Below are 23,850 nucleotides of genomic sequence, written 5' to 3'. Positions count from 1 at the left end.
CTGGGGCTCTCAACAGGGGGACGCTTGGAGAGCAGTGAGCAGAATCCGGCCCCTGTGGGGAAGCCATCCCGGCCGATAGGCCGCCGTGGGAAAAGGGTTTCTGTCATTGCGCTGCGCCTCCCTCGAACTGGGCGCTAAGGCGAGCGAGGAGGTCGCTGGCGAACAAGCCCAGCGCGCCATTGCCGATGTCCTCGCTGGCGGGCTGGAGGGGATCGACGGGCGCGAGCCGCCCATCATGCTCAGCCAACACCTGATCGCTTTGCCCCGCCCGGAACAGGCCGGTGAGGTTGAAGCCTTGGCTGCGATCCTTGCGCATCATGCCCGAGAGGCAGCGGCTGGGGGATCGGGCCTTGTAGCGATGGTCGCCGGGCAGTTCGGCGTTGCGGTCGATCATCAGGACACAGAGAGCGGCGCGTTCCCGTCCGAAATGCTGGCAGGCGCGGCCCCACGTGCTCTGGGCGATGCCGAGGCGGGTGCAGCTTCGCCATGAGGCCTCGACGATGTTGGGCCATGTTGCCCCGCCCAAAGCCGCGACCAGCTCCTGATAGGCCTGCGTGGCCACGCTGACCGCAGCCGTGGGCGTGATCCGATCGGGCGCGGCGCCGCGCGCGCTACAGCTTCGTGGTGAGTTTTTATCTTGTATATTGGGTGCGCAGTTTTCTTCCGGCGCGTCGGAAGTTTTTGGTGCACCGGGATTGGCTGCGGGCGCGCTGACAATGGCGTCGAGCATGGCGGCAAGGGTCTCCCGGATCGCGGTGAGGCGGGCGATGCTGGTGATACGGGCGGTGCGACCGCCGGGCAGGATGGCCTCGGCGCGCTCGCGCAAGGTCTGGTCGCAGGCGTGGCGGATTCGCTGGCCTAACTGGCGGATCTCTGCGCGGCATTGGCTGATCGCGCGGGCTTGCAGATCGAGCGCCTCGGCCTTGCCCTTCAACTCGCCGTAGCGGGTGATCAGGGGCGCAAGGTTGATGCCTGCCGCCCAGGTGATGATGCCATCCTGCCGGTCGCCGGCCCGCGCGCCATTGATGCCGGCGTTGCGGACGATGAAACCGGCGCGTTCAAGCTCGCGTTCGGCTGAGTTGATCGAGCGGGGCGTGATGCCCAGCGCCTCGGCAAAGCGGCAGGCCTGTGTCCAGACCGCGCAGATGCGGCCCTTGAGGTAATCGGCATCCATCGTCTTGAGGACATAGTGCCGCACCAGCGCCACGGCGGTGGACGACAGGCCGAAGCCGGGGCGGGCGACTTGCTCGAACAGGCGCAGCAGATCGAAGCGCGTTACGCCCACCGGCAGCCCCGCATGGGTGAGGGTCGTGCTCATGCGGCACCGGATTCAGCCAGAAAAGGCGCCGAAATCCGGTTAGCCAATGCTCCCGCAAACCCGCAGAAATCCGTTAGCCACTTTGGCCCGGTTTGCCTGCCTAATGGCTTGAAATCAGGAGTTTGTGGAACCCCTGTCGGGTGCACCATCATTTCAATCAATTAGTGCGTCAGAAATCCCGCTGTACGGAAAACAGGGGTGGAAAATCGCCTGCGATTGTACTTGCTCTGATGCGAGCGGATGCGGTCTTCGCTTATGCGAAGCGGGGCCACTCGCGTGTCGCCGCGCTCCCTTTTCCAGATTCGGAAATTTTGAGCCCTCCCGCGCAAGGCCTGCGCATCGGGGCGGGTCGCCACCCGTCGCCAGTCTTTCAAGCGGCCGAACATGATCTCGATGCGATTGCGCCGTTTGTATCGGCGCTTATCGTATTTGACGGGAAAAGAACGGGATTTTCGGCCCGGAATGCAAGGCTTGGTGCCCTTTTGCTCAAGCGCGTCGCGGAACCATTCGGCATCATAGCCGCGGTCAGCCAGCATCCACTGCGCCCTGGGCAAATCATCGAGCAGGGCCGCTGCGCCGGTGTAATCGCTGATCTGGTCTGTGGTGATTAAGAAGCTCAAGGGGCGCCTCCCGCGCGGAGGCGTGGATCGAAGCAGGGGCGCAATCGAAGCCGTTGGCCGCACGGGTGGGGCTTGCTTCGATTGCGCCTGCTGCTTGCGTTTCGACTGGTAAGCCTGTTGCCACATGTGGAAGCGGGGTGATCGGTTTTCCCTCCTTCGGGACAGTCGGCTTGCCGTCGTTGCTGTGCTTGTTGCAAGTGGCACGGCCCTTGCTTCCTATGCGTCACCGACATCATATCGCGGGTCCCCCCAAGCCAGAGGCCCGCCGTGCGAGGAAGGATACGCATGGCCACCGAGACATTTTACGACGTGATGCGCCGACAGGGCATCACTCGGCGCAGCTTCACCAAATTCTGTAGTCTGACAGCCGCCGCGCTCGGTCTGCCGCCTGCCTATGCCGCCGAAATCCAGAACGCGATGGAAACCAAGCCGCGCATTCCCGTGCTGTGGATGCACGGTCTTGAATGTACCTGCTGTTCGGAAAGCTTCATCCGTTCGGGCCACCCGCTGGCCAAGGACGTCATCCTGTCGATGATCTCGCTCGACTATGACGACACGCTCATGGCAGCGGCAGGTCATCAGGCCGAAGCGATCGTGCAGGAAACGATCCAGAAGTACGACGGCAATTTCATTCTTGCTGTCGAAGGCAATCCGCCGCTCAACCAGGAAGGGATGAGCTGCATCATCGGCGGTCGCCCCTTCCTCGAACAGCTCAAGGAAGCGGCTGACCACTGCAAGGCGATCATCAGCTGGGGCTCGTGCGCGAGCTGGGGCTGCGTTCAGGCCGCGCGCCCGAACCCGACACAGGCAACCCCGGTGCACAAGGTTCCCGGGCTTGCCGACAAGCCGATCATCAAGGTGCCCGGCTGTCCGCCGATCGCCGAAGTGATGACCGCCGTCATCGCCTATATCCTGACGTTCGAGCGTTTTCCCGAGCTTGACCTGCAGGGGCGCCCGAAGATGTTCTATTCGCAGCGCATTCACGACAAGTGCTACCGCCGCCCGCACTTCGACGCAGGCCAGTTCGTCGAGCATTTCGACGACGAAGGCGCGCGCAAGGGCTATTGCCTGTACAAGGTCGGGTGCAAGGGGCCGACGACTTACAACGCCTGTTCCACCGTGCGCTGGAACGGCGGGCTGTCGTTCCCGATTCAGGCCGGGCACCCCTGCATCGGCTGCTCGGAAGACGGTTTCTGGGACAAGGGTTCGTTCTACAACCGCCTCGTCGACGTCAACGGTTTCGGGATCGAGGCCAATGCGGACAAGATCGGCGTGACGGCCGCCGGAGCGGTGGGGATCGCGACGGCCGCCCATGCCGCCGCCAGCGCCGTGCGTCGCGCCCGCCAGAAGGCCGGTGACGAACCGGCCAAGGCCCATGATTTCGAAGGACAGAACTGATGACGACGCTTGCCACCCCCAACGGCTTCACGCTCGACAACAGCGGCAAGCGGCTGGTCATCGACCCCGTCACCCGCATCGAAGGGCACATGCGCTGTGAAGTGAACATCGACAGCAGCAACGTGATCCGCAACGCGGTTTCGACCGGCACGATGTGGCGCGGTCTGGAAGTCATCCTGAAAGGCCGCGACCCGCGCGATGCCTGGGCCTTTGTTCAGCGCATCTGCGGCGTGTGCACCGGCACCCATGCGCTGACCAGTGTGCGTGCGGTCGAAAACGCGCTGAAGATCGACATTCCCGAAAACGCGAACTCGATCCGCAACATCATGCAGCTTTCGCTGCAGGTGCATGACCACCTCGTCCACTTCTACCACCTGCATGCGCTCGACTGGGTCAATCCGGTCAACGCGCTCAAGGCCGATCCCAAGGCGACCAGCGAGCTGCAGCAGCGGGTGGCGCCTAACCATCCCAATTCCTCGCCCGGCTATTTCCGCGACGTGCAGACCCGTCTGCGCAAGTTCGTCGAAAGCGGCCAGCTCGGCCCGTTCAAGAACGGCTACTGGACCAACCCGGCCTACAAGCTGCCGCCCGAAGCGGACCTGATGGCGGTCACGCACTATCTCGAGGCGCTCGATTTCCAGAAGGAAATCATGCGCGTGCGCACGATCTTCGGCGGCAAGGATATCCACCCCAACTGGCTGGTCGGCGGGGTTCCCTGCGCCATCAACATCGATGGGGACATGGCGGCAGGCGCGCCGATCAACATGGCGAGCCTCGACTACGTGATCTCGATCACGCAGCGTTGCATCGAATTCGTCGAGAACGTCTACATCCCCGACGTGATCGCCATCGGCGGCTTCTACAAGAGCTGGCTCTATGGCGGTGGTCTGTCGAGCAAGTCGCTGCTGGCCTATGGCGACATCCCGGACAAGGCGAACGACTATAGTCCCGCCAACCTGCTGATGCCGCACGGCGCGATCATCAACGGCAAGCTCGACGAGATTCACCCTGTCGACCTGACCGATCCGTCGCAGGTGCAGGAATTCGTGCCGCACAGCTGGTACAAGTACGAGGACGAGAGCAAGGGGCTGCACCCTTGGGACGGCGTGACCGAGCCCCATTACGAACTCGGCAAGAACGCCAAGGGCACCAGCACCCGCATCGAGGAACTCGACGAAGCGGCCAAGTACAGCTGGATCAAGGCGCCGCGCTGGCGTGGGCACGCGATGGAAGTCGGGCCGCTCGCCCGCTACATCATCGGTTATCAGCAGGGGCGTCAGGACATCAAGGAACAGGTCGACGGCCTGCTCAAGGCGCTCGACGTGCCGATGGAGGCGATGTTCTCGACCCTCGGTCGCACGGCCGCCCGCGCGCTGGAAGCCCAGTGGGCCGCCAACAAGCAGAAGTATTTCCTCGACAAGCTGATCGCCAATATCAAGGCGGGAGATACGGCGACGGCCAATACGGCCAAGTTCGATCCGTCCACCTGGCCCAGCGAAGTCAAGGGTGTGGGCTTTTCCGAAGCTCCGCGCGGGGCACTTGCCCACTGGATCCGGATCAAGGACGGTCGGATCGACAATTACCAGTGCGTGGTGCCCAGCACCTGGAACGGGTCGCCGCGCGATAACCAGGGCAATATCGGGGCTTTCGAAGCTTCGCTGCTCAACACCAAAGTGGAACGCGCCGAAGAGCCGGTCGAAATCCTGCGCACGCTCCACAGCTTCGACCCGTGCCTTGCCTGTTCGACCCACGTCATGGGGCCGGACGGTCAGGAGCTGGCCGAAGTCAAAGTGCGCTGAAACAAGGGGATCGAACGATGCGTAATTCCGTAAAGACTGTTTCGGGCGCCTTCATTCCGGCGCTGGCTGCTTTCGTTGGCTCGACCGTTCCGGCCATGGCCCATCCCGGGCATGGCGACGGCGGGTTCGTTTCAGGCCTCGTCCATCCCCTGACCGGGGTCGATCACCTTGCCGCGATGGTTGCCGTGGGCCTGTGGGCCGCGACCCGTCCCGCACGGCAGGCGTGGATGGCGCCCGCTGCGTTCATGGCCGCGCTTGCCGCCGGGGCCGGTGCGGGCGTCACCTTTGGCGCGGTGCCGGGCGTTGAAAGCATGGTGGCCGTTTCGGTGCTGGTGCTGGGCGCGTTGCTCGTCCTTGCAACGCGGCTGTCCTCGGGCGTGGCGCTCGCGCTGATCGCCGGTGCGGGCGTTCTCCACGGCATGGCGCACGGGGCGGAGGCGACCGGATCGCTGCCTGCCTACTTCGCCGGTTTCCTTGGCGCTTCGGCCATGCTTCACGCAGGTGGCTGGCAGGCCGGACGGACGATCTTTGCGCGCGGTCAGGGCCGCGTGGTGGCGGGCCTTGCGCTCGGCATCACCGGTCTTGCCTTGCTCGCGAGCTGATCGGGGGGAGGGTTCCATGGCCAGCACCCCCGTCGACGACACGCCGCAGGGCGAGCCGCTCGTCTATGTCTATGAAGCCCCGGTGCGCCTGTGGCACTGGGTCAACGCGACGGCGATCACCTTGCTGTTTGTGACCGGCTATCTGATCGGGTCGCCGCCTCCGTCGCTCAACGGAGAGCCTTCGGCCCATTACCTGTTCGGCTGGATCCGGTTCATCCATTTCTCCTGCGGACAGATCATGGCCGTGGGCATCATCTTTCGCTTCTACTGGAGCTTCGTCGGCAACTATTTCTCGCGCGAGATCATCCGTCCGCCGGTCCTGTCGCGCAAGTTCTGGAAAGGCGTGATGCTCGAAACCAAGAGCTACGCGCTCGCCGAGCATTCGTCGCGGCGCTATGTCGGGCACAACCCGCTGGCGATCCTGTCGATGCATGTCCTGTTCGTGTGGGTGGCGGTGTTCATGGTCGTGACCGGCCTTGCCCTTTACGGCGAAGGCGAAGGGCCGGGATGGATCCACACCGTCTTTACCGGCCCGGTCCTGCTGCTGTTCGGCAACAACAGCCTGACCGTCCACACCTGGCACCACTTCGGCATGTGGGCGATGGTGATCTTCGTTCTCGTCCACATCTACGCCGCCGTGCGCGAAGACATCCTCTCGCGCGAGGCGATCATCACGTCGATGATCTCCGGCTGGCGCAAGGCGCGCAAGGTCACTCCGATCGACTGATCGCGAGACCCGTGGATTTCTCGGGGTGTGTTCCCGGGGCAGGAAGGGGGAAGCAGCGATGCTTCCCCTTTTTTGTTGTTTTCGAGCTGAGGCGATCCATGGTGCAGGCTTGGATTTTATGCTCGAAACTGCGCTTTTTCGGGTGATCCTCATCGTCTGTTTACCATTTTTCAGGATGGTAAACCGCGCGTTTCGAGAGAAGGACTTGCGGGTTGCCGTCAATACGTGTCATGCCTTCGCCGGAAGGGGGGCGTAGACCCCTCTGGTACAAGTCTGCTGCATCGCTGCCCCGCTGGTGGCCCTATGCGCTGATCGTGGCGGTGTGTTTTCTTGTACGATTGCCCACCTTCGGTAACCCCATGCTCGACTTCGACGAACAGCTCTACCTGGTTGTCGGCGATCGCATTCTGCACGGCCAGTTGCCCTATGTCGATCTTTGGGATCGCAAACCCATAGGGCTGTTTCTTTTCTATTCGGGCGTGCGGTTTCTGGGTGGTGACGGCATCATTCAGTATCAGGTGGTGGCGACCTTGTGCGTGGCGATTACCTCGTCGTTCATCTGGACCATCGTGTGCCGAGGTACGGGGATGGTTCAGGGGTTCGTGGCGGCTATTGCCTATGTGCTCCTGCTCAATGTCCTGGGGGGAACCGGAGGGCAGGCTGCAGTGATCTACAACGCGATCACCATCTGTGCCGTGTGGGCTGCGTTCCGTTCGAACGACACGCAAAGTCCGTCCCGGATCATCGGTCTGGCGATGTTCGCCATGGCTCTCATGGGGATTGCCATCCAGTTCAAATATACGCCGATGGTCGAGGGCGCATTTATGGGTTGCTGGTTTCTGCTGCGTATGTGGCAGGTGCAGATGCCCGTGCTCCGGATTGGTCTCGTGGCTGTCGGGATGGTGTTTCTGGCGCTCTTACCGACCATTGCGGTTTTTGCCTATTACGAGTGGATCGGTCATCTGGACAGCTTCGTCCAGGCCAACTTCGTCTCGGTTTTTCATCGCAGGCCGTTTCCGGCCGTGACGCGGATGTGGCAGGTCAAATTCATCCTGATCAAGGCGTTGTGCGTCATCGCACCGACCCCCCTTGCACTTGCGCTGCGCTGGCGTATGCGCCTTGCCAGCAATCCGGCGGATTTCTGGCTCCTGACCGGGTGGACAGTGTTTGCAGTACTCGGTTTCGGGATGCTGGGCGATTTTTACGACTTCTACTTCATCACCGTCCTGCCCGCGCTGTGCATCATGGTCGCTCCGCTGGTCGGAAAGGAGCGCATGGGGTTTGCCGTCGGATGCATGCTGTGTCTGTGGCCCCTCGTATTCACGCCCCAACATTATTTCCGGACGTCGGTGAACCGGCGTGCTCCCGTCCAGCTTGTTGATGCGATCACGCCCTATGTCGCCCATCGTTGTCTTTACGTCTATGACGGTCCCACAATCCTTTACCTGCTGACCCATGCCTGCGCGCCCAGTCGTTATATCTACCCGGACCACTTGACCAACCCGGTCGAGACGCCTGCGCTGGGGGTGGATCCTGCGCAGGAGGAAGAGCGTGTGCTGACATCCCGTCCGGGGGCGATTGTCACGGCGAACCAGCCTCTGGTGTTGCGCGTCGATCCGGTCACGCAGAACCTTGTCCGTACGGCACTTGCGCGCGATTATGTTCTGATTGCCCGGGTGCCGGTGATCGGACGCGTGCTTTACGTGTGGGCGTTGAAAGACCTGCATCCGGGCCCGGCGTCGATCATGGATCCCCGTGGGGCCATTCCTGAATAGAAGATTGCACTCAAGGTGGATGACCTTCTTCCACATTGAATGATCAATGTGGAAGAAGGTCATCCACCTTGAGTGGTGTGCCCTCGTTCCTCATCGTCATATCCTTCCCCTGAGCGCCCTCTTTCCATCTTCTGGCACGCGGCTTGCTTAAATGGTTTCCACTCCGTCCGGGTGGATGGAGCGTGTCCACCGTCGGTCAATTTCGAGGTCGGCGGGGCAGGGGAGTATCGATTGATGCAGGCGACGACGCCGGCGGTCCTCGTGCTGGGGATCGGCAATCTTCTGTGGGCCGACGAAGGGTTCGGCGTGCGTGCGGTGGAACATCTGCACCGGCACTGGGCCTTTGCCGACAATGTGCGGCTGGCCGATGGCGGGACGCAAGGGATCTACCTTGTCCAGGATATTCGCGAGGCGGACATTCTCGTGGTGTTCGACGCGGTCGACTATGGCTTGCCGCCCGCCACGATGAAGCTCGTCGAGGGCGAGGACGTGCCCAGTTTCATGGGCGCAAAGAAAGTGTCGCTGCACCAGACCGGCTTTCAGGAAGTGCTCGCCATGGCCGAGATGATGGGCGAGCCCCCGGCCGAGATGCTGCTGGTCGGCGTGCAACCCGAAGAGATCGAGGATTTCGGCGGATCGCTGCGCGATGCGGTCAAGGCGCAGATGGAGCCCGCGATTGCTGCCGCGCTCGACTGGCTGGCCGCGCGCGGGGTCCATGCCCGGCGGCGGGAACAACCGCTGCGCCCCGAACAGGGGATCGGCAGTCTCGAGATGTTGATCGAACGCTATGAGGATGAACGTCCCGATGCCGATGCCGCCCCGCGTCTGGGTGACAGCCGCGTGCTGACCGGCGAACAGTGGGCCGGGCCGGGCAGTGCCGAAGAGCACGAAGAGCAAGTGCGCGAGATCCTTGGCGGGCCCAACATGCGGGTCATGCTCTGATGTGTGTGGGCGTGCCGATGCGTGTGGTCGAGGTTCTGCCCGGCCATGCGGTCTGTGATTACCAGGGTGATTTGCATCAGATCGACACCGCGCTGGTCGGCGATGTCGAGCCGGGCGAGTGGCTGATGACGTTCCTTGGCGCCGCGCGCGAGACGATGGACGAGGCGAGCGCCCGCCAGGCCCTGTCCGCGATTTCCGCGCTCGATGCGCTGATGCGGGGTGAGGCGGTCGATCTCGACGCCGCCTTTGCCGACCTGCTCGCGCGGGAGCCCCAACTTCCCGATCATCTCCTTTCCGACCCCATCCCTTCCGATCTGCCGGAATGATCCCAGCCGGAGTCCCCCCGATGACGCTTTCTCCCCCCCAGGCCGAAACGGCCGACCGCACGGCGCTTTCGCCCTTGCTGACCGGCATCGTTGCCCGCCATGGCTATCGACTGGTCGATGAAGACGACCTCGACACTGTCGCCCGCGAACAGCCGCTGGTCATGCTGCTTGTTGCCGGAGACTGGTGGCGCCTCGCCGAGAGCGACGATCTGGCGGTGATCGTGCCCGAACTGGACAAGGCGATGGAGGGCCATGTCGCGGTGCTGGTCGCGGCCCGGAACGCGGAACGCGCGTTTCAGCGCCGGTTCCGTTTCACCAGTTTCCCCGCGCTCGTGTTCCTGCGCGAAGGGGAATACCTCGGCACGATGGAAGGGGTTCGCGACTGGGCGGACTATCTTGTCGAACTTCCCGAAATCCTTGCCCGCGAGCCGGAGGCGCCGCCGCCGTTCCGTATGCCCGCAGGCTGTGCCGCCCCGGCTGGAGACGCATGATGTCCGGTTTTCCCCCGATCCCCGAACTCGACGGCCTGCTCGGCGCGCTGGTCGGCCCCGGCAGCCAGCCCGAGGATTTCGACGGCGCCAAGCTCGACTACATGATCATGCCCGATGAAATGCGGGTCTTCTCGATGGCGACGATCCCCGAACGGGACGAAGCGGAGGACCATGCCGAAGGGATCGCGGCGGGCGATGCGATCCTCGCCGCACTCGATGGTGTGGCGCGCGAGGGCGGCACGGCCAGCGTCGATCTTTCCCATCTTGCGCCTGCCGACCTCGCCTTTGTCGACCAGTTGCTGGGCGAAGGGGAAGTCGCGGTCGTTTGCGGCGCCGCGTTTCAGGCGCAGGAATCGGTTCTGGCCGGGGTGTGGCGCGTGCGCGAGACGACTGCGGACGGCACGCGCCGTACCGACCGGGTGGACATCGGCGCTTTCCCGCGCGGCTTCGTGGAACAGGCCTTTGCTGACGCGCAGGACGAGGCGCGGATGCCCGGCAAGGCCATCGAGGGCGTGTTCAATGCCCCCGCGCTGATCGCGGAAATCAATGCCCATGTGCCGGGCACCGAGACGCGGGCACAGCCCCACGTCATCAATCTCTCGCTGCTGCCCCATACCGAGGGCGACCTGACCTTTCTGGAAGCGGCATTGGGGCAGGGCGATCTCATCATCCTGTCGCGCGGCTACGGCAATTGCCGCATCCGTTCGACCGGCACGCGCCATTGCTGGTGGGTGCGCTATTTCAATTCGCAGGACACGCTGATCCTGAATTCGGTCGAGATCACGCCGTTGCCGGGCGTCGCACAGGCAGCGGCCGAAGACCTGATCGACAGTGCCGAGCGCCTTGCCGAAATCATGGCGACCTATCGATGAGCGGGCAGGCTCAGGGCGCAGGCGGCGACCATTTCTTCGCCGGGTCCTTTGGCGGAGACAACGCCAAGATCGGTCCGGATACGAAGCTGGAATGCAAGATCTGCTGGCATATCTATGATCCGGCAGAAGGCTGCGCTTATTGGCAGATCCCCGCGGGCACGCCTTTTGCCGAATTGCCCGATCACTGGACGTGCCCCGAATGCGACGCGCCCAAGGCCGGGTTCATGGTGGTCGAATGACGCAAGAGCCCGATCCGGCTCTGGCGGCGCGTGTCGAGGCGACATTCGCCATGATCGCGTCGACGCGCATGGCCGGGGTTCCGGTGATGAACCCTGCGCTGGGCGTTGCCATGCGCGGGATGTGCCGCCACGGGGGTCATGACATGGGCGTTCTGGTGACGCCCTGGTTCATGAACCTGATGGCCTTTCCCGTGGAGGCCGGATCGCCCGGACGCGTCGGGGAAAAGGCCTCGCTCGCCTTGCCTTCGGGCGCGTACGAAGCGATCCGGGGGCATGAGGACGAGCTTGGCTCCTATTGGGCGGTGTCGCTGTTCTCGCCGATGGAGCAGTTTGCCGACATGGACGCGGCTCTGGCGACGGCGGACGCGGCCATGGCCGAATTGATGACCGCGCCCGAACCCGAATCGGCGCCCGAAAAGGTCGAGCCGCAGCCCAAGGCCCAACCGGCCATGAGCCGTCGCGGCCTGTTTCGCCTTGCCCGTGCGGCCGAGGATGCGGCATGAAGCCGCCTGCCATCCGGATCGCCTTTCACGGCGACACCGCGCGGGTGGGGCGTTGCGCCTTGCCCCGAACCGAAGGGCTTTTGCGCGCGATGCCTGCCGCGCGGGTGCCGCAGGCGGTGCGGCGCTTGCACGGTATTTGCGCGCAGGCGCAGGGATTGGCGTCGATGCTGGCGATCGCGGCTGCCACTGACGAGGTGGTCGGGCGCGAGGATCTGGCGCGACAGGCTATCGCTGTCGAAGCCGAAGCCATGCGTGAGACCGGGCTGCGGCTATGCCTCGACTGGCCCGCGCTGGTGGGCGAGGCGCCCCAGGCGGAGGCGGCGCGCGCGCTGATGGTGCTGACGCAGGCTGAAGTGCCCGACGTTGCGGCGATGTCGGCCTGGATCGCCGGGATTGCGGCAAGCGGGCTCCCCGCCCGACTGGTCGCGCAGGCGCCTGCCCATCTTGCCCCGGTGTTCGAGGCGCGGATCGCCGGAATGGGGGAAGCCCCCTTGCGCATCGCAGGGATCCTGTCGGGTGCGCCCTTGCCCCGGGGCGAGACCCCGGCGGCCGGGATCGGCGTCGCCGCCGTTACGTGCGCGCGCGGGCGGCTGGTCCACCGGGTGCGGGTGGAGCAGGGCCTTGTCATCGACTATATCATCGATGCGCCTACCGCGCGCCGGTTTGCCGCCGATGGCGATGCACCCGGCCTGCTCGCCCGGTGTCGCGGGCGTGACGAAGTGATCTGGGCCATGCATGCCATCGACCCTTGCGTCGCCTGGGGGCTCGACGAAATGGGAGAGGTGGCCTGATGCACGAAATGGCGATCTGTGAATCGATCCGTCAGATCATGGAGGATCAGGCGCGCGAGGCCGGTTTCGCCCGTGTCGAACGGGTCCGACTGGCCATCGGCGCCCTTTCCGGCGTGGAAATCGCTGCGCTTCAGTTCGGGTTCGATGTCGTCATGCGCGGCAGCGTCGCCCAGGACGCCAAGCTCGAAATCGAGGAAGTGCCGGGCAGCGCCTGGTGCATGCCCTGTGCGCGGACGGTCGAGATTGCCGCGCGCTATGACGCTTGCCCGCATTGCGGGTCCTATCAGTTGCAGGTTACGGGTGGTGAGGACATGACCATCCGCGAATTGGAGGTTGTGTGATGTGCACGGTTTGCGGATGCAGCGACGGTGGTGCCAGGCTGGAAAGCGGACACCACCATCACGGACACGATCATCATCACGACCATCACCATGATCACCCGCACGATCATGACCACCATCATCATGATCATGGCCACCACCACCATGACGGGGACGACCTCGATTATGGTGCGGGGCCTGCGGGCGTGTCTGTACCGGGGATGAGCCAGGCGCGGCTGATCCGGCTGGAAGCCGATATCCTGGGCAAGAATGCCCGTTACGCTGCTGCCAATCGCGACCGCTTCACCGCGCAAGGCATTCTCGCGCTCAATCTCGTGTCGAGCCCCGGCTCGGGCAAGACGACGCTGCTGTGCCGCACGCTCGAGATGATCGGTGCCGAATTCCCGGTTGCCGTGATCGAAGGCGATCAGCAGACCAGTCAGGACGCTGACCGCATCCGCGCGACGGGTGCTCCCGCGATCCAGATCAACACTGGCAAGGGGTGCCACCTCGACGGTCATATGGTGGGGCATGCGCTCGATCATCTGGTTCCGGCCGAGGGCAGCGTCCTCTTCATCGAGAATGTCGGCAATCTCGTCTGTCCGGCTGCGTTCGATCTGGGCGAAGGCGCGCGCGTCGCGATCTTGTCGGTGACCGAGGGCGAGGACAAGCCGCTCAAGTATCCCGACATGTTTGCAAGCGCGGATCTGGTGCTGGTCAACAAGATCGACCTCCTGCCCTACCTCGATTTCGATGTGGATGCCGCGATTGCCAATGCGCGCCGGGTCAATCCGCGTTTGCGCGTGCTGAAAGTCTCGGCGCGCAGCGGCGAAGGCATGACCCAGTGGCTCGACTGGCTGCGGGCCGCTCGCGCGATGGCGCTGGCCGCCCGCGTGCCTGTCGCTGGCTGAAAGGACGCCAACCCCATGTGCCTTGCCATTCCTGCGCTGGTTACCCAGCTTCACCCCGATGCCATGGCGACCGTTTCGGCGGGCGGCGTGACGCGGCAGGTGTCGGTCGCCTTGCTCGAGGACGTCGCGGTGGGGGACTATGTTCTTCTCCACGTCGGCTATGCCCTGCACAAGATCAGCGTGGAGGAAGCCGAGGCGACCTTGCGGATGATGGCCGAAGCCGGTCTGCTCGAAGAGGAACTGGCCGAAATGGGGGGGACGCCGTCGTGAAATACGTGTCCGAATTTCGCGATCCCGCACTTGCGCGCAGCCTTGCCCGTGCAATCGCGCAAGAGGCGCGGCCCGACCGCACTTATGCCTTCATGGAATTCTGCGGCGGGCACACCCATGCGATTTTCCGCTATGGGGTGCAGGATCTGGTCCCTGCCAATGTGCGGTTCGTGCATGGACCGGGGTGTCCGGTCTGCGTCCTGCCGATGCGGCGGCTCGACGATGCTCTCGAACTTGCCGAGCGGCACGGGGTGATCCTGGCGACCTATGGCGACATGATGCGCGTCCCGGGCAGCGGTCGGCGCTCAATGCTGACTGCGCGGGCCGCCGGGGCGGACATCCGCATGGTCTATTCGACGCTCGACGCGCTGACCATCGCGCGGGACAATCCCGACCGGCAGGTCGTCTTCATGGGCATCGGCTTTGAAACGACGACGCCCGCGACTGCGCTTGCGATCCTTGCCGCGCGCCGCGAGGGGCTGACCAATTTCAGCGTGTTCTGCAACCATGTGCTGACCCCGCCCGCGATTGCCCATGTGCTCGAAGCGCCCGGGATCGATCCGGATCAGGCCGTGCGGCTCGACGGGTTTCTGGGGCCGAGCCACGTTTCGACGGTGATCGGGGCTGCGGCCTATCGCCCGCTGGTCGCGCGCTTCGGCAAGCCGGTGGTGATTGCCGGGTTCGAGCCGCTCGATGTCATGCAATCGGTGCTCATGCTGATCCGGCAGGTCAACGAGGGCCGCGCCGAGGTCGAGAACCAGTATGCGCGGGTTGTCACCGAAACCGGGAATGCCAAGGCGCAGGCGATCATGGACGATGTCTTTGTCCTGCGCGACACGTTCGAATGGCGGGGCCTTGGGCAAGTGCCGCAGAGCGCGCGGGCCATCGCCCCGGCTTACGGCGAATTCGACGCCGAGCGGCGCTTTGCCGTCAGCGAGAAGCAGAGCCGCGAGACCAAGAGCTGCGAATGTCCCGCGATCCTGCGCGGGGTGAAAAGCCCCAAGGATTGCAAGCTGTTCGGTCGAGCCTGCACGCCCGAGACGCCGATGGGCGCCTGCATGGTCAGCTCGGAAGGATCGTGCGCGGCCTATTACACCTATCGCCGTGCCGAAACGCTTGCCGAAATGGAGGCCGCGGAATGAGCCGTCTTTTGCGACCCGGCGCGACGGTCGAAATGGCCCATGGCGGCGGCGGCCTTGCGACGACCCGGCTGGTCCGGGAAATCTTTGCGCGCCATTTCGCCAATCCGATCCTGGCGCAAGGGCATGACGCCGCGCGGATCGAGGCCCCGTCCGGGCGGCTGGTCATGACCACCGACGCCCATGTCGTCAGTCCGCTCGAATTTCCCGGCGGCGATATCGGCTCGTTGGCGGTGCACGGGACGATCAACGACGTCGCCATGGGCGGCGCACAGCCGATCGCGCTTTCAGCCGCGTTCATCATCGAGGAAGGCTTCCCCCTCGAAACGCTCGATCGCATCGCCCAGAGCATGGGCCGTGCGGCGCGGGACGCGGGCGTGCCGATTGTGACGGGCGATACCAAAGTGGTCGAACGCGGTCACGGCGACGGCGTCTATATCGCCACCACCGGGATCGGCGTCGTTCCCGAGGGCGTGACGATCGCGCCCGAAAACATTGCGCCGGGGATGGCGATCCTCGTGTCGGGGACGCTCGGCGATCACGGCGTTGCGATCCTGTCGCGGCGGCAGGGGCTCGAATTTTCAACCACGATCGCCTCGGACAGTGCCGCGCTCCACCGCATGGTGGCCGACATGGTTGCGGCGGTTCCGGACATCGCGGTCCTGCGCGATCCGACGCGCGGGGGGCTTTCGGCAACGCTCAACGAACTGGCCGAGGCAGCGGGAGTGACGATGACGCTCGACGAAGCGGCGATCCCTGTCCGTCCAGAAGTTGCGGGGGCCTGCGAATTGCTCGGGCTCGATCCCATGCACATCGCCAACGAGGGCAAGCTCGTCTGCATTTGTCCCGCCGACCGGGCGCAGGACGTGCTCGATGTCATGCGCTCCCATCCCGAAGGGCGCGATGCGGCCCTGATCGGGACGGTCGGCGACCGGGCGGCGCCCGGAACCCCCGGACTTTTGCGCATGACCACCCTGATCGGGGGAACCCGCGTGGTCGACTGGCTCGCGGGTGAGCCTTTGCCGCGCATCTGCTAGAGACCAGTCCATGACCGGAACCGCCAGCCTTCCCACGATCCTGATCGTCGACGACGAGATCCGAAGCCTTGAATCGCTGCGGCGTATTCTCGACGACGAATTCGAGATCCTGACCGCTTCGTCCACGCGCGAGGCGCAGCAGCTTCTGGCAGACCACTGGGTTCAGGTCATCCTGTGCGATCAGCGCATGCCCGAGCGCAGCGGGGTCGAGTTCCTGACCGAAGTGAAGGAACGCTGGCCCGACGTGATCCGCATGATCATCTCGGGCTATGCTGACGCGCACGACATCATTGACGGCATCAACCAGGCCGGGATTTTCCAGTACATCACCAAGCCCTGGCACCCCGAACACCTGGTGCTGACGCTCCATTCGGCCTGCCGCCTGTTCCGCCTGCAGCGCGAGAACGAATTGCTGGCGGTCGAGCTGCGCATGGCGCCCGGCGCTGCGGGCAAAGTGGTGGACAAGCGCAAGGCCGAAGTGCGCCGCGCCTATGATTTCAACGACGGCATCATCCGTTCACCCGGCAGTCCGATGGACGACGTGTGCAAGGCCTTGGCGCAAGTCGCGCCTTTCGACGTGCCGGTGCTGCTGATCGGCGGATCGGGCACGGGCAAGGAACTGGCCGCGCGGGCGCTGCATTACGGGTCGCTGCGCTGGGACAAGCCGTTCGTGGTCGAAAACTGCGGCGCGATGCCCGATGAACTGCTCGAATCCGAACTGTTCGGGCACAAGAAAGGGGCCTTTACGGGCGCGATCGAGGACCATGTCGGCCTGTTCGAGCGGGCCGATGGCGGGACCGTCTTCCTCGACGAGATTGGCGAGGTTTCGCCCGCGTTTCAGGTCAAGCTGCTGCGCGTGTTGCAGGAAGGGGAAATCCGTCCGCTCGGTCACGGCCGCACGCGCAAGGTCGATGTGCGGGTGATCGCGGCGACCAATCGCGATCTCGAAGTGGAAATGCGCGCGGGACGGTTCCGCGCGGACTTGTTCTATCGTCTGGCCGGGATGATTGTGCGCCTGCCCGATCTCAAGGACCGGGCCTGCGACTTGCCGATCCTGGTCGACACCTTGCTCGACCGTGCGATGGCGAGCATGGGCAAGAACGTGCCGGGTGTCACCGACGAGGCAATGGCGCGGCTGGCGGCCTATGACTGGCCGGGCAATGTCCGCGAATTGCAGAACGAGATCCAGCGCATGCTGGTCCGTGGCACCGAAGGTCGCCGTCTGGGCGTCGAAGTGCTTTCCCCTCATGTCCTGGGACGATCTCCGGTGGACGCGGGCGAGGGCGCCGAAGCGGGCTTTGCCGAGGATCTCGAAGGCCTGACCGGCGATCTCAAGGAACGGGTCTCGGCAATGGAAGCGCGGATCATCCGTGAAACGTTGATCCGTCATCGCTGGAACAAGAGCCAGACGGCGCGCGAACTCGGTCTGTCGCGCGTGGGTCTTCGCGCCAAGCTCGAACGCTATGGTCTCGAAAATGTCCATCCGCTTGCGCCCGCGCGGCGCGGCGCGGTCTGAGGGAGGGCGCAGGGCATGGCCCCCACTGGTTCAGGCTTCGATCCGCTTGCCGGCGCGTTCATGCCGGCCGGGCTCGATTTCACGCCGCCGCCGATGATTTCCGATCCTCTGGTCGAATCCGCGGCACTCCTGGGCGAGATGGGGGCGGTGGGCGAGGAAATGTGGATCGACGTGATCCGCAAGATGGACAACGTCTATGCCGACCTGATCGCGAGCCAGGTCGCGCTCGAAGAACGCAATGCCGCGCTCGAACAGGCACGGACGTTTCTGGGCTCGGTTCTGGGCGCGATCAGCGACGTGCTTATCGTCTGCGACGCGCAAGGGACTGTCGAACAGGTCAATCCCGCGCTCGTCGGCCTTGTCGGGCAGGATGAAAAGGCCATCGTCGGCACTGCGATCCTGTCCCTGTTCGCAGAACCGCATCGCGCCGACATTCTCGAAACGCTGGGTGTGCTGCGGCGCGGGGAAACCGTCGTTGGGCGCGAATGGGCCGCGCTTGCCGCCGACGGGAGCGACGCTGCCCTGTCGGTCCATTGTTCGGCGCGGCACGATGCGGGCGGGCGCTTTGCTGGCATGGTGCTGGTGGGGCGGCCGATCGGGGAACTGCAACGCGCCTATCGCGAACTCGACGCCGCGCACCAGCGATTGCGCCAGACCCAGCAGCAATTGCTGACGACGGAAAAGATGGCGGCGCTCGGGCGACTGGTTGCGGGCGTTGCCCACGAACTCAACAACCCGATCAGCTTTGTCTTCGGCAACATGTACGCGCTCAAACGCTATGGCGCGGCGATCACCGAATATCTCTCGGCGATCGATGCCGGGCGCAGTCCGGCGGAAATCGCGGCCTTGCGCGATCGGCTGAAAATCGACCGGGTGCTCGCCGACATCGGCCCGCTCGTCGACGGCACGCTCGAAGGGGCCGAGCGGGTGCGCGACATCGTGCAGGACTTGCGCCGCTTTTCGGCAAACCAGCGTGAGCCGCTGGAAAGCTGCAATCTGGTGCGGCTGGTGCACACGGCGGCCGACTGGGTGGTCAAGGCCTTGCGCGAGGCGCCCGAAGTCCGCTTCGACTTGCCCGAACGCATGGAGATCGTCAGCCGCAAGGGGCAGCTCCACCAGATTCTCGTCAATCTCGTGCAGAACGCCGCCGATGCGCTCAAGACGCGCGAAGAGGGGGCAAGGATTACCATCACGGCAAGACAGGAAGGGGACTGGGCGATCCTGAGCGTGGCGGACAACGGACCGGGCGTGTCGCGCGGGCATCAGGACAAGATCTTCGAGCCGTTCTTCACCACCAAGCCGATCGGGGCGGGAACGGGGCTGGGGCTCTATGTTTCCTATACCATGGCGGCCAAGCTCGGCGGCAGTCTCGACTATGCCGATGCCCCGGGCGGCGGCGCGATGTTCACTTTGCGCCTGCCGGTTGCGGGTGAGGAAGAGGTGCAGCCATGATCGCCCCGACCCGGCCGCAACGGCCTTTGCGCCTGATATGGCTGCAATCGGGCGGCTGCGGCGGCTGCACGATGTCGCTGCTCGGCCAACAGGGGCCCGATCTCGTCACCGCCTTGCGTGCGGCCCATGTCGAAGTGCTCTGGCATCCTTCGCTTTCCGAGGCGACGGGGGCAGAGGCGCGGGCCATCCTGAACGCTGCGGCGAGCGGCGAGGAACCGGTCGACATCTTCTGCCTCGAAGGATCGGTGATCCACGGCCCCAACGGGACCGGCGGCTTCCACATCATGGCGGGAACCGGACGGCCGATGCGCGAGATGATCGAGGGGATCGCGCGGCATGCGACCCATGTCGTCGCGGTCGGGTCCTGCGCTGCCTATGGCGGGATCACGGCGGGCGGCGGCAATGCGGTCGAGGCGGGCGGACTTGCCTATGACGGGACCGCGCCGGGCGGCCTTCTGGGGGCGCAATTCCGCGCGCGTGGCGGGTTGCCGGTCATCAATATCGCCGGATGCCCCATTCATCCCGGCTGGTTCGTCGATACCATTCTCCAGATCGCGGGCGGAACAATGACCCCGGCCGATCTCGACGAGTGGGAACGCCCGCTCGCCTATACCGCGAGCCTTGTCCACCACGGTTGCGCGCGGAACGAATATTATGAATTCAAGGCCAGTGCCGAGCAGCCGGGGGATCTGGGCTGCATGATGGAAAACCTGGGGTGCAAGGGGACGCAGGCGCGTGCCGATTGCAATATCCGCGCCTGGAACGGGTCGGGCTCGTGCCTTGACGGCGGTTATCCCTGCATCAATTGCACCGGGCCGGGGTTCGAGGAACCGGGCCATGCCTTTGCGGTGACGCCCAAGATCAGCGGCATTCCGATCGGTCTCCCGACCGACATGCCCAAGGCCTGGTTCGTCGCGCTTGCCAGCCTGTCGAAAGCCGCGACGCCGCGACGCCTGAAGGAAAACGCGGCTCGGCCGATGCCGGTCGTCCTGCCGCGCGACCGGCGCAAGGGGGGCGCATGAGCGAGCCCTCGCGCCTGATCGTCGGGCCGTTCAACCGGGTCGAGGGCGATCTCGAAGTCCGGCTCGATCTCGCTGGAGACCATGTCGAGGCCGCGCGCGTGACTTCGCCGCTCTATCGCGGGTTCGAGGCCATGCTGGTCGGGCGTCCGGCCATGGACGCGCTGGTCTATGCCCCGCGCATCTGCGGGATCTGTTCGGTGTCGCAAAGCGTGGCGGCGGCCCGTGCCCTTGCCGGGGTGCGCCCGACCGGGCTCGAACGGCGTCCGCTTCCGGCCAACGGCGCCCATGCCACCAATCTCGTCCACGCGGTCGAAAATCTCGCCGACCATCTCACCCATTTCTATCTGTTCTTCATGCCCGATTTCGCCCGCGCGACGTATGCGGAAGAACCCTGGCACGCAGGCGCCGCCGAACGCTTTACCGCGCTCAAGGGAACGGCTGCCGTGCAAGTCCTGCCTGCGCGGGCAGGGCTCATGAACCTGATGGGCATTCTGGCGGGCAAATGGCCGCATACCCTGTCGATCCAGCCGGGTGGATCGACGCGGGCGATCACCCGCGCCGAACAGGCGCGGCTGAGGCTGATGATCGCGGGGTTCCGCGCCTTTTGCGAGACGCATCTCTTTGCTGCTCCGCTCGAACAGGTGGCAACGCTTGCCCATCGCGATGCGCTCTATGCCTGGGCGGAAGGATCGAGCGGCGACTTTGCCCGCTTCGTCATGATCTCGCGCGCGCTCGACCTAGCGCGCCTTGGGCGGACAAGCCTGCGCCATATCGCTTTTGGCGCCTACCCCAGCGAGGACGGGCCTCTGTTCCCGCGCGGGATGTTCGACGCCGGGATCGGCACGGCTGCGCACTTGCCGCTTTCCGCGATTACCGAGGACGTGTCCCATGCCTGGTATCGCGGGGAAAGCGGGACGCCGGGCAAGGCCGCACCGGTGCCGGACATGGGCAATCCCGATGCCTATAGCTGGTGCAAGGCGCCGCGCCTCGATGGGCGCGTGGCCGAAGTGGGCGCATTGTCGCGGCAACTCGTGGCTGGCCATCCGCTGCTCCGCGACATGGTCGCGCGCGAAGGGGCCAGCGTCGAAGCGCGTGTGGTCGCAAGAGTGATCGAAATCGCTCTGGTAACGATGGCGATGGAACAATGGATCGCCGCCATCGACCCGCAGGCGCCGTTCCAGGATACCTCACCGCGGCTTGAAACCGGGGATTCGATGGGCCTGACCGAAGCGGCGCGGGGCAGCCTCGGGCACTGGCTGCGTCTCGATGGCGGCCGGATCACCCATTACCAGATCATCGCGCCCACGACCTGGAACTTCTCCCCGCGCGATGCGGCGGGAACCCCAGGACCGCTCGAACAGGCGCTGGTGGGCGCGCCGATCCGTCCCGGCGAGACCGAACCGGTCGCGGTGCAGCACGTCGTGCGCAGCTTCGACCCCTGCATGGTCTGCACGGTGCACTGATGACCGCTGGGTCGCCGCTGCCGGAAGGCCGCCGCCTGCGCATTCGCGGGGTGGTGCAGGGGGTCGGTTTCCGCCCCTTCGTCTGGCGTCTGGCACGGGATCTCGATCTGGCGGGCGAAGTGTCCAACGACGGCGAAGGCGTCCTGATCGTGGCATGGGGGCAGCGGGCAGGGCTCGATGCCCTGGCCCGGCGACTGGTGGAGGAGGCTCCCCCGCTTGCACGGATCGCGACGGTCGATGAGGCCGAACTGTCGGAACCGGCTCCGGCCGGACCGTTCCGCATTGTCGCAAGCAGGCAGGGGGCAGCGACGACCGTCATTCCGCCCGATGCGGCAACGTGCCCGGCCTGCCTTGCCGAAGTGCGCGAACCGGGCGGGCGGCGCCATGGTCATGCCTTTGCCAATTGCACCCATTGCGGGCCGCGCCTGACGATCGCGCGTGCCATTCCATGGGACCGGGCCCATACCAGCATGGCCGACTTCCCGATGTGCGCGGCCTGCGCGGCCGAATATGCCGACCCGGCGGACAGGCGCTTTCATGCGCAGCCGATTGCCTGTCCGGATTGCGGGCCGCGCCTGTGGCTCGAGGATGCGACCGGGGCGCGGCTGGCGGACGAGCCGATGGCCGCAACCGCACGATTGCTGCGCGAAGGCGTGGTCGTCGCGATCAAGGGGCTGGGCGGGTTTCATCTTGCTTGCGACGCGCGCAATGCCGCTGCGCTCGCCACGCTGCGTCGCCGCAAGCATCGCGATGCCAAGCCCTTTGCAGTCATGGCGACGGAGGCGCAGGCACGCGCCTTGTGCGTGGTGGACGAGGCTGCCCTTGCCTTGCTGGCCTCTCCGGCAGCGCCCATCGTTCTCTTGCCGTGCCGGGCCGACGGGGGCGAAGCCCTGCCCGACGGGCTGGCGCCGGGGCAGGATCATCTGGGCCTCATGCTTCCTGCAACGCCGCTCCATCATCTCCTGCTCGATGCCTTCGGCGGGCCGCTGGTCATGACTTCGGGCAATCGCAGCGAGGAACCGCAGGCGATCGACAACGACGAGGCCCGCCTGCGTCTTGCCGGGATTGCCGATGCTTTCCTGATGCACGACCGGGCCATCGTGAACCGCTTGGACGACAGCGTCGTGGCGCTTGACGAAGGTGGCGCGCCGGTGCCGATCCGGCGCGCGCGGGGTTATGCGCCCGCGCCGCTCGCGCTGCCTTTTTCGGATCTTCCGCCCACACTGGCCATGGGCGGCGAACTCAAGGCGACCTTTGCCCTGATCCGCGGGGGCGAGGCGATTGTCGGCCCCCATGTCGGCGATCTCGAACAAGCTGCCGCGCTCGACGACTATCGCGCGATGCTCGGCCTCTATCGCGAGATTTTCGCCTTCATGCCCGCCATCGTCGCGGTCGACGCCCATGCCGGGTATCTCTCGACCCAGTTGGGCGAAGCATTGGCCGCCGAATGCGGCGCGCGGCTGGTGCGGGTTGCCCATCATCACGCGCACATGGCCTCGTGCCTTGCCGATAACGGCGTGGGTGGGGGCGCCCATCTGGGGCTGTTGCTCGACGGACTGGGGCTGGGGACGGACGGGACGCTCTGGGGCGGTGAAGTGCTGTCCGGCGATTATCGCGGGGTCGAACGGGTCGGCGGATTTGCCGCCGTGCCCCTGATCGGCGGGGCGGCGGCCATGCGTGAACCCTGGCGCAATCTCCTCGCCCATCTGCGTCATGCTTTCGGGCCCGACTGGCGCACGCGGGCTGTCCCGGTTCTGGCGCATCTGCCCGATGCGACCCGACTGGGCTTGGCCGAAAGCATGATGGAACGCGGCATCAATGTGCCTACCTGTTCGTCGGCGGGGCGGTTGTTCGATGCCGTGGCGGCGGCGCTCGGACTCCATGCGGAACGGATTTCCCACGAAGGGCAGGCGGCCATGGCGCTTGAGGCGCTGGCGCGGCCTTTCGCAGCGAAAGAACGTCCCTGGCGCACCGTGACGGGACTGGACTGGGGGAATTTGTGGCGGGCGCTGCTCGACGACCTTGCCGACGGCGTGGCGCCGGGACGGATTGCCGCACGCTTTCACCTGACGCTGGCACAGGCTCTTGCCGATGTCGCCGCGCGGGTGGGCCACGCGGGGCAGCGCGTCGTCCTGTCGGGTGGCGTGATGCAGAACCGCGTCCTGCTCGCCGCGCTGCGAAGGGCTTTGCGCGAACGCGATCTGGTGCCGCTCTCCCATTGCCGGGTTCCGGCCAATGATGGCGGCCTGGCGTTGGGCCAAGGGATCGTCGCGGCCCTTGCAGGGGCGTGACGAAGCGAAAACCGATGAATGCAACT

23 protein-coding genes and 1 pseudogene are annotated in these 23,850 nt (G+C 65.3%); 22 read left to right on the top strand and 2 right to left on the bottom strand.

Translation table 11 applies throughout. The annotated features are described in order from the left end of the window. Positions 1 to 103: 103 nt before the first annotated feature. Positions 104 to 1,318, bottom strand: a complete 1,215-nt coding sequence (locus Y88_RS08225; RefSeq protein ID WP_008068265.1) for a helix-turn-helix domain-containing protein — start codon at positions 1,316 to 1,318, stop codon at positions 104 to 106. Between the two features lie 338 nt (positions 1,319 to 1,656). Then, positions 1,657 to 1,944 (bottom strand): annotated as a pseudogene (locus tag Y88_RS18900) (transposase); the annotation flags it as partial. 279 nt (positions 1,945 to 2,223) lie between these two features. On the opposite strand from Y88_RS18900, the gene Y88_RS08215 reads away from it, so the two are divergent. The 22 genes from Y88_RS08215 to hypF all read left to right on the top strand — a co-directional run bounded on the left by Y88_RS08215 (position 2,224) and on the right by hypF (position 23,824). Further along, entirely contained in the window at positions 2,224 to 3,336 is a 1,113-nt protein-coding gene (locus Y88_RS08215; protein ID WP_008068263.1) for a hydrogenase small subunit, read from the top strand. Beyond that, positions 3,336 to 5,135 carry a nickel-dependent hydrogenase large subunit gene (locus tag Y88_RS08210; RefSeq protein WP_008068262.1) on the top strand — a complete coding sequence of 600 codons (1,800 nt, stop codon included), beginning with the start codon at positions 3,336 to 3,338 and terminating at the stop codon, positions 5,133 to 5,135. Before Y88_RS08215 ends, Y88_RS08210 begins: the two co-directional genes overlap by 1 nt. Positions 5,136 to 5,152: 17 nt before the next feature. Continuing rightward, complete coding sequence (locus Y88_RS08205; RefSeq protein WP_008068261.1) at positions 5,153 to 5,737, top strand: HupE/UreJ family protein; 585 nt, start codon at positions 5,153 to 5,155, stop codon at positions 5,735 to 5,737. 16 nt (positions 5,738 to 5,753) lie between these two features. Further along, positions 5,754 to 6,464, top strand: coding sequence for a Ni/Fe-hydrogenase, b-type cytochrome subunit (gene cybH / locus Y88_RS08200; RefSeq protein ID WP_008068260.1), 711 nt, complete (start codon positions 5,754 to 5,756; stop codon positions 6,462 to 6,464). A gap of 230 nt (positions 6,465 to 6,694) precedes the next feature. Beyond that, on the top strand, positions 6,695 to 8,239 hold the full coding sequence (locus Y88_RS08195) for a hypothetical protein (protein ID WP_232280978.1): 1,545 nt from the start codon (positions 6,695 to 6,697) through the stop codon (positions 8,237 to 8,239). A gap of 234 nt (positions 8,240 to 8,473) precedes the next feature. Further along, positions 8,474 to 9,181, top strand: coding sequence for a HyaD/HybD family hydrogenase maturation endopeptidase (locus Y88_RS08190; protein WP_008068251.1), 708 nt, complete (start codon positions 8,474 to 8,476; stop codon positions 9,179 to 9,181). Beyond that, entirely contained in the window at positions 9,181 to 9,507 is a 327-nt protein-coding gene (locus Y88_RS08185) for a HypC/HybG/HupF family hydrogenase formation chaperone (RefSeq protein WP_018076060.1), read from the top strand. The genes Y88_RS08190 and Y88_RS08185 overlap by 1 nt, the downstream gene beginning before the upstream one ends. Positions 9,508 to 9,527: 20 nt before the next feature. Beyond that, positions 9,528 to 9,998, top strand: coding sequence for a thioredoxin domain-containing protein (locus Y88_RS08180; RefSeq protein ID WP_008068247.1), 471 nt, complete (start codon positions 9,528 to 9,530; stop codon positions 9,996 to 9,998). After that, on the top strand, positions 9,995 to 10,870 hold the full coding sequence (locus Y88_RS08175) for a hydrogenase expression/formation protein (protein WP_008068245.1): 876 nt from the start codon (positions 9,995 to 9,997) through the stop codon (positions 10,868 to 10,870). Before Y88_RS08180 ends, Y88_RS08175 begins: the two co-directional genes overlap by 4 nt. Then, positions 10,867 to 11,109: a rubredoxin gene (locus tag Y88_RS08170; RefSeq protein ID WP_008068243.1), complete on the top strand. Its 243-nt coding sequence runs from the start codon at positions 10,867 to 10,869 to the stop codon at positions 11,107 to 11,109. The genes Y88_RS08175 and Y88_RS08170 overlap by 4 nt, the downstream gene beginning before the upstream one ends. Continuing rightward, positions 11,106 to 11,612 carry a [NiFe]-hydrogenase assembly chaperone HybE gene (gene hybE / locus Y88_RS08165; protein WP_008068241.1) on the top strand — a complete coding sequence of 169 codons (507 nt, stop codon included), beginning with the start codon at positions 11,106 to 11,108 and terminating at the stop codon, positions 11,610 to 11,612. The genes Y88_RS08170 and hybE overlap by 4 nt, the downstream gene beginning before the upstream one ends. Next, positions 11,609 to 12,403, top strand: coding sequence for a hypothetical protein (locus Y88_RS08160; RefSeq protein WP_008068238.1), 795 nt, complete (start codon positions 11,609 to 11,611; stop codon positions 12,401 to 12,403). The genes hybE and Y88_RS08160 overlap by 4 nt, the downstream gene beginning before the upstream one ends. After that, on the top strand, positions 12,403 to 12,744 hold the full coding sequence (gene hypA / locus Y88_RS08155) for a hydrogenase maturation nickel metallochaperone HypA (protein WP_008068236.1): 342 nt from the start codon (positions 12,403 to 12,405) through the stop codon (positions 12,742 to 12,744). The genes Y88_RS08160 and hypA overlap by 1 nt, the downstream gene beginning before the upstream one ends. Next, positions 12,744 to 13,634, top strand: coding sequence for a hydrogenase nickel incorporation protein HypB (gene hypB / locus Y88_RS08150; protein ID WP_026167064.1), 891 nt, complete (start codon positions 12,744 to 12,746; stop codon positions 13,632 to 13,634). Before hypA ends, hypB begins: the two co-directional genes overlap by 1 nt. 15 nt (positions 13,635 to 13,649) lie before the next feature. After that, on the top strand, positions 13,650 to 13,904 hold the full coding sequence (locus Y88_RS08145) for a HypC/HybG/HupF family hydrogenase formation chaperone (protein WP_008068231.1): 255 nt from the start codon (positions 13,650 to 13,652) through the stop codon (positions 13,902 to 13,904). A gap of 5 nt (positions 13,905 to 13,909) precedes the next feature. Beyond that, complete coding sequence (hypD, locus tag Y88_RS08140) at positions 13,910 to 15,046, top strand: hydrogenase formation protein HypD (RefSeq protein ID WP_232280977.1); 1,137 nt, start codon at positions 13,910 to 13,912, stop codon at positions 15,044 to 15,046. Next, the gene (gene hypE, locus Y88_RS08135; protein WP_008068230.1) at positions 15,043 to 16,080 is read left to right on the top strand and encodes a hydrogenase expression/formation protein HypE; all 1,038 of its coding nucleotides are present in this window, start codon (positions 15,043 to 15,045) and stop codon (positions 16,078 to 16,080) included. The genes hypD and hypE overlap by 4 nt, the downstream gene beginning before the upstream one ends. Before the next feature lie 37 nt (positions 16,081 to 16,117). Next, positions 16,118 to 17,596, top strand: a complete 1,479-nt coding sequence (locus Y88_RS08130) for a sigma-54-dependent transcriptional regulator (protein WP_408637192.1) — start codon at positions 16,118 to 16,120, stop codon at positions 17,594 to 17,596. A 15-nt stretch (positions 17,597 to 17,611) separates the two neighbouring features. Beyond that, positions 17,612 to 19,048, top strand: coding sequence for a sensor histidine kinase (locus tag Y88_RS08125; protein ID WP_008068226.1), 1,437 nt, complete (start codon positions 17,612 to 17,614; stop codon positions 19,046 to 19,048). Beyond that, positions 19,045 to 20,070: an NADH-quinone oxidoreductase subunit B family protein gene (locus Y88_RS08120; protein WP_008068224.1), complete on the top strand. Its 1,026-nt coding sequence runs from the start codon at positions 19,045 to 19,047 to the stop codon at positions 20,068 to 20,070. The genes Y88_RS08125 and Y88_RS08120 overlap by 4 nt, the downstream gene beginning before the upstream one ends. Further along, the gene (locus tag Y88_RS08115) at positions 20,067 to 21,533 is read left to right on the top strand and encodes a nickel-dependent hydrogenase large subunit (RefSeq protein ID WP_008068222.1); all 1,467 of its coding nucleotides are present in this window, start codon (positions 20,067 to 20,069) and stop codon (positions 21,531 to 21,533) included. Before Y88_RS08120 ends, Y88_RS08115 begins: the two co-directional genes overlap by 4 nt. Continuing rightward, the gene (gene hypF / locus Y88_RS08110) at positions 21,533 to 23,824 is read left to right on the top strand and encodes a carbamoyltransferase HypF (RefSeq protein WP_008068221.1); all 2,292 of its coding nucleotides are present in this window, start codon (positions 21,533 to 21,535) and stop codon (positions 23,822 to 23,824) included. Before Y88_RS08115 ends, hypF begins: the two co-directional genes overlap by 1 nt. Positions 23,825 to 23,850: the final 26 nt, after the last annotated feature.

Origin of the sequence: Novosphingobium nitrogenifigens DSM 19370 (assembly GCF_000192575.1) — a bacterium.
Taxonomy (GTDB): Bacteria; Pseudomonadota; Alphaproteobacteria; order Sphingomonadales; family Sphingomonadaceae; genus Novosphingobium; species Novosphingobium nitrogenifigens.
Note: the sequence above shows the minus strand (reverse complement) of the source record. Positions and strands in the feature narration are given on the sequence as shown.

Coding starts and splice junctions, on each gene's coding strand:
- Y88_RS08160 (WP_008068238.1), top strand. CDS start 11,609: ATGAAGCCGCCTGCCATCCGGATCGCCTTTCACGGCGACACCGCGCGG.
- Y88_RS08185 (WP_018076060.1), top strand. CDS start 9,181: ATGTGTGTGGGCGTGCCGATGCGTGTGGTCGAGGTTCTGCCCGGCCAT.
- Y88_RS08115 (WP_008068222.1), top strand. CDS start 20,067: ATGAGCGAGCCCTCGCGCCTGATCGTCGGGCCGTTCAACCGGGTCGAG.
- Y88_RS08120 (WP_008068224.1), top strand. CDS start 19,045: ATGATCGCCCCGACCCGGCCGCAACGGCCTTTGCGCCTGATATGGCTG.
- Y88_RS08215 (WP_008068263.1), top strand. CDS start 2,224: ATGGCCACCGAGACATTTTACGACGTGATGCGCCGACAGGGCATCACT.
- Y88_RS08195 (WP_232280978.1), top strand. CDS start 6,695: ATGCCTTCGCCGGAAGGGGGGCGTAGACCCCTCTGGTACAAGTCTGCT.
- Y88_RS08210 (WP_008068262.1), top strand. CDS start 3,336: ATGACGACGCTTGCCACCCCCAACGGCTTCACGCTCGACAACAGCGGC.
- Y88_RS08125 (WP_008068226.1), top strand. CDS start 17,612: ATGGCCCCCACTGGTTCAGGCTTCGATCCGCTTGCCGGCGCGTTCATG.
- Y88_RS08205 (WP_008068261.1), top strand. CDS start 5,153: ATGCGTAATTCCGTAAAGACTGTTTCGGGCGCCTTCATTCCGGCGCTG.
- hypE (WP_008068230.1), top strand. CDS start 15,043: ATGAGCCGTCTTTTGCGACCCGGCGCGACGGTCGAAATGGCCCATGGC.
- Y88_RS08145 (WP_008068231.1), top strand. CDS start 13,650: ATGTGCCTTGCCATTCCTGCGCTGGTTACCCAGCTTCACCCCGATGCC.
- Y88_RS08180 (WP_008068247.1), top strand. CDS start 9,528: ATGACGCTTTCTCCCCCCCAGGCCGAAACGGCCGACCGCACGGCGCTT.
- hypB (WP_026167064.1), top strand. CDS start 12,744: ATGTGCACGGTTTGCGGATGCAGCGACGGTGGTGCCAGGCTGGAAAGC.
- hypF (WP_008068221.1), top strand. CDS start 21,533: ATGACCGCTGGGTCGCCGCTGCCGGAAGGCCGCCGCCTGCGCATTCGC.
- Y88_RS08225 (WP_008068265.1), bottom strand. CDS start 1,318: ATGAGCACGACCCTCACCCATGCGGGGCTGCCGGTGGGCGTAACGCGC.
- hybE (WP_008068241.1), top strand. CDS start 11,106: ATGACGCAAGAGCCCGATCCGGCTCTGGCGGCGCGTGTCGAGGCGACA.
- hypA (WP_008068236.1), top strand. CDS start 12,403: ATGCACGAAATGGCGATCTGTGAATCGATCCGTCAGATCATGGAGGAT.
- cybH (WP_008068260.1), top strand. CDS start 5,754: ATGGCCAGCACCCCCGTCGACGACACGCCGCAGGGCGAGCCGCTCGTC.
- Y88_RS08170 (WP_008068243.1), top strand. CDS start 10,867: ATGAGCGGGCAGGCTCAGGGCGCAGGCGGCGACCATTTCTTCGCCGGG.
- Y88_RS08190 (WP_008068251.1), top strand. CDS start 8,474: ATGCAGGCGACGACGCCGGCGGTCCTCGTGCTGGGGATCGGCAATCTT.
- Y88_RS08175 (WP_008068245.1), top strand. CDS start 9,995: ATGATGTCCGGTTTTCCCCCGATCCCCGAACTCGACGGCCTGCTCGGC.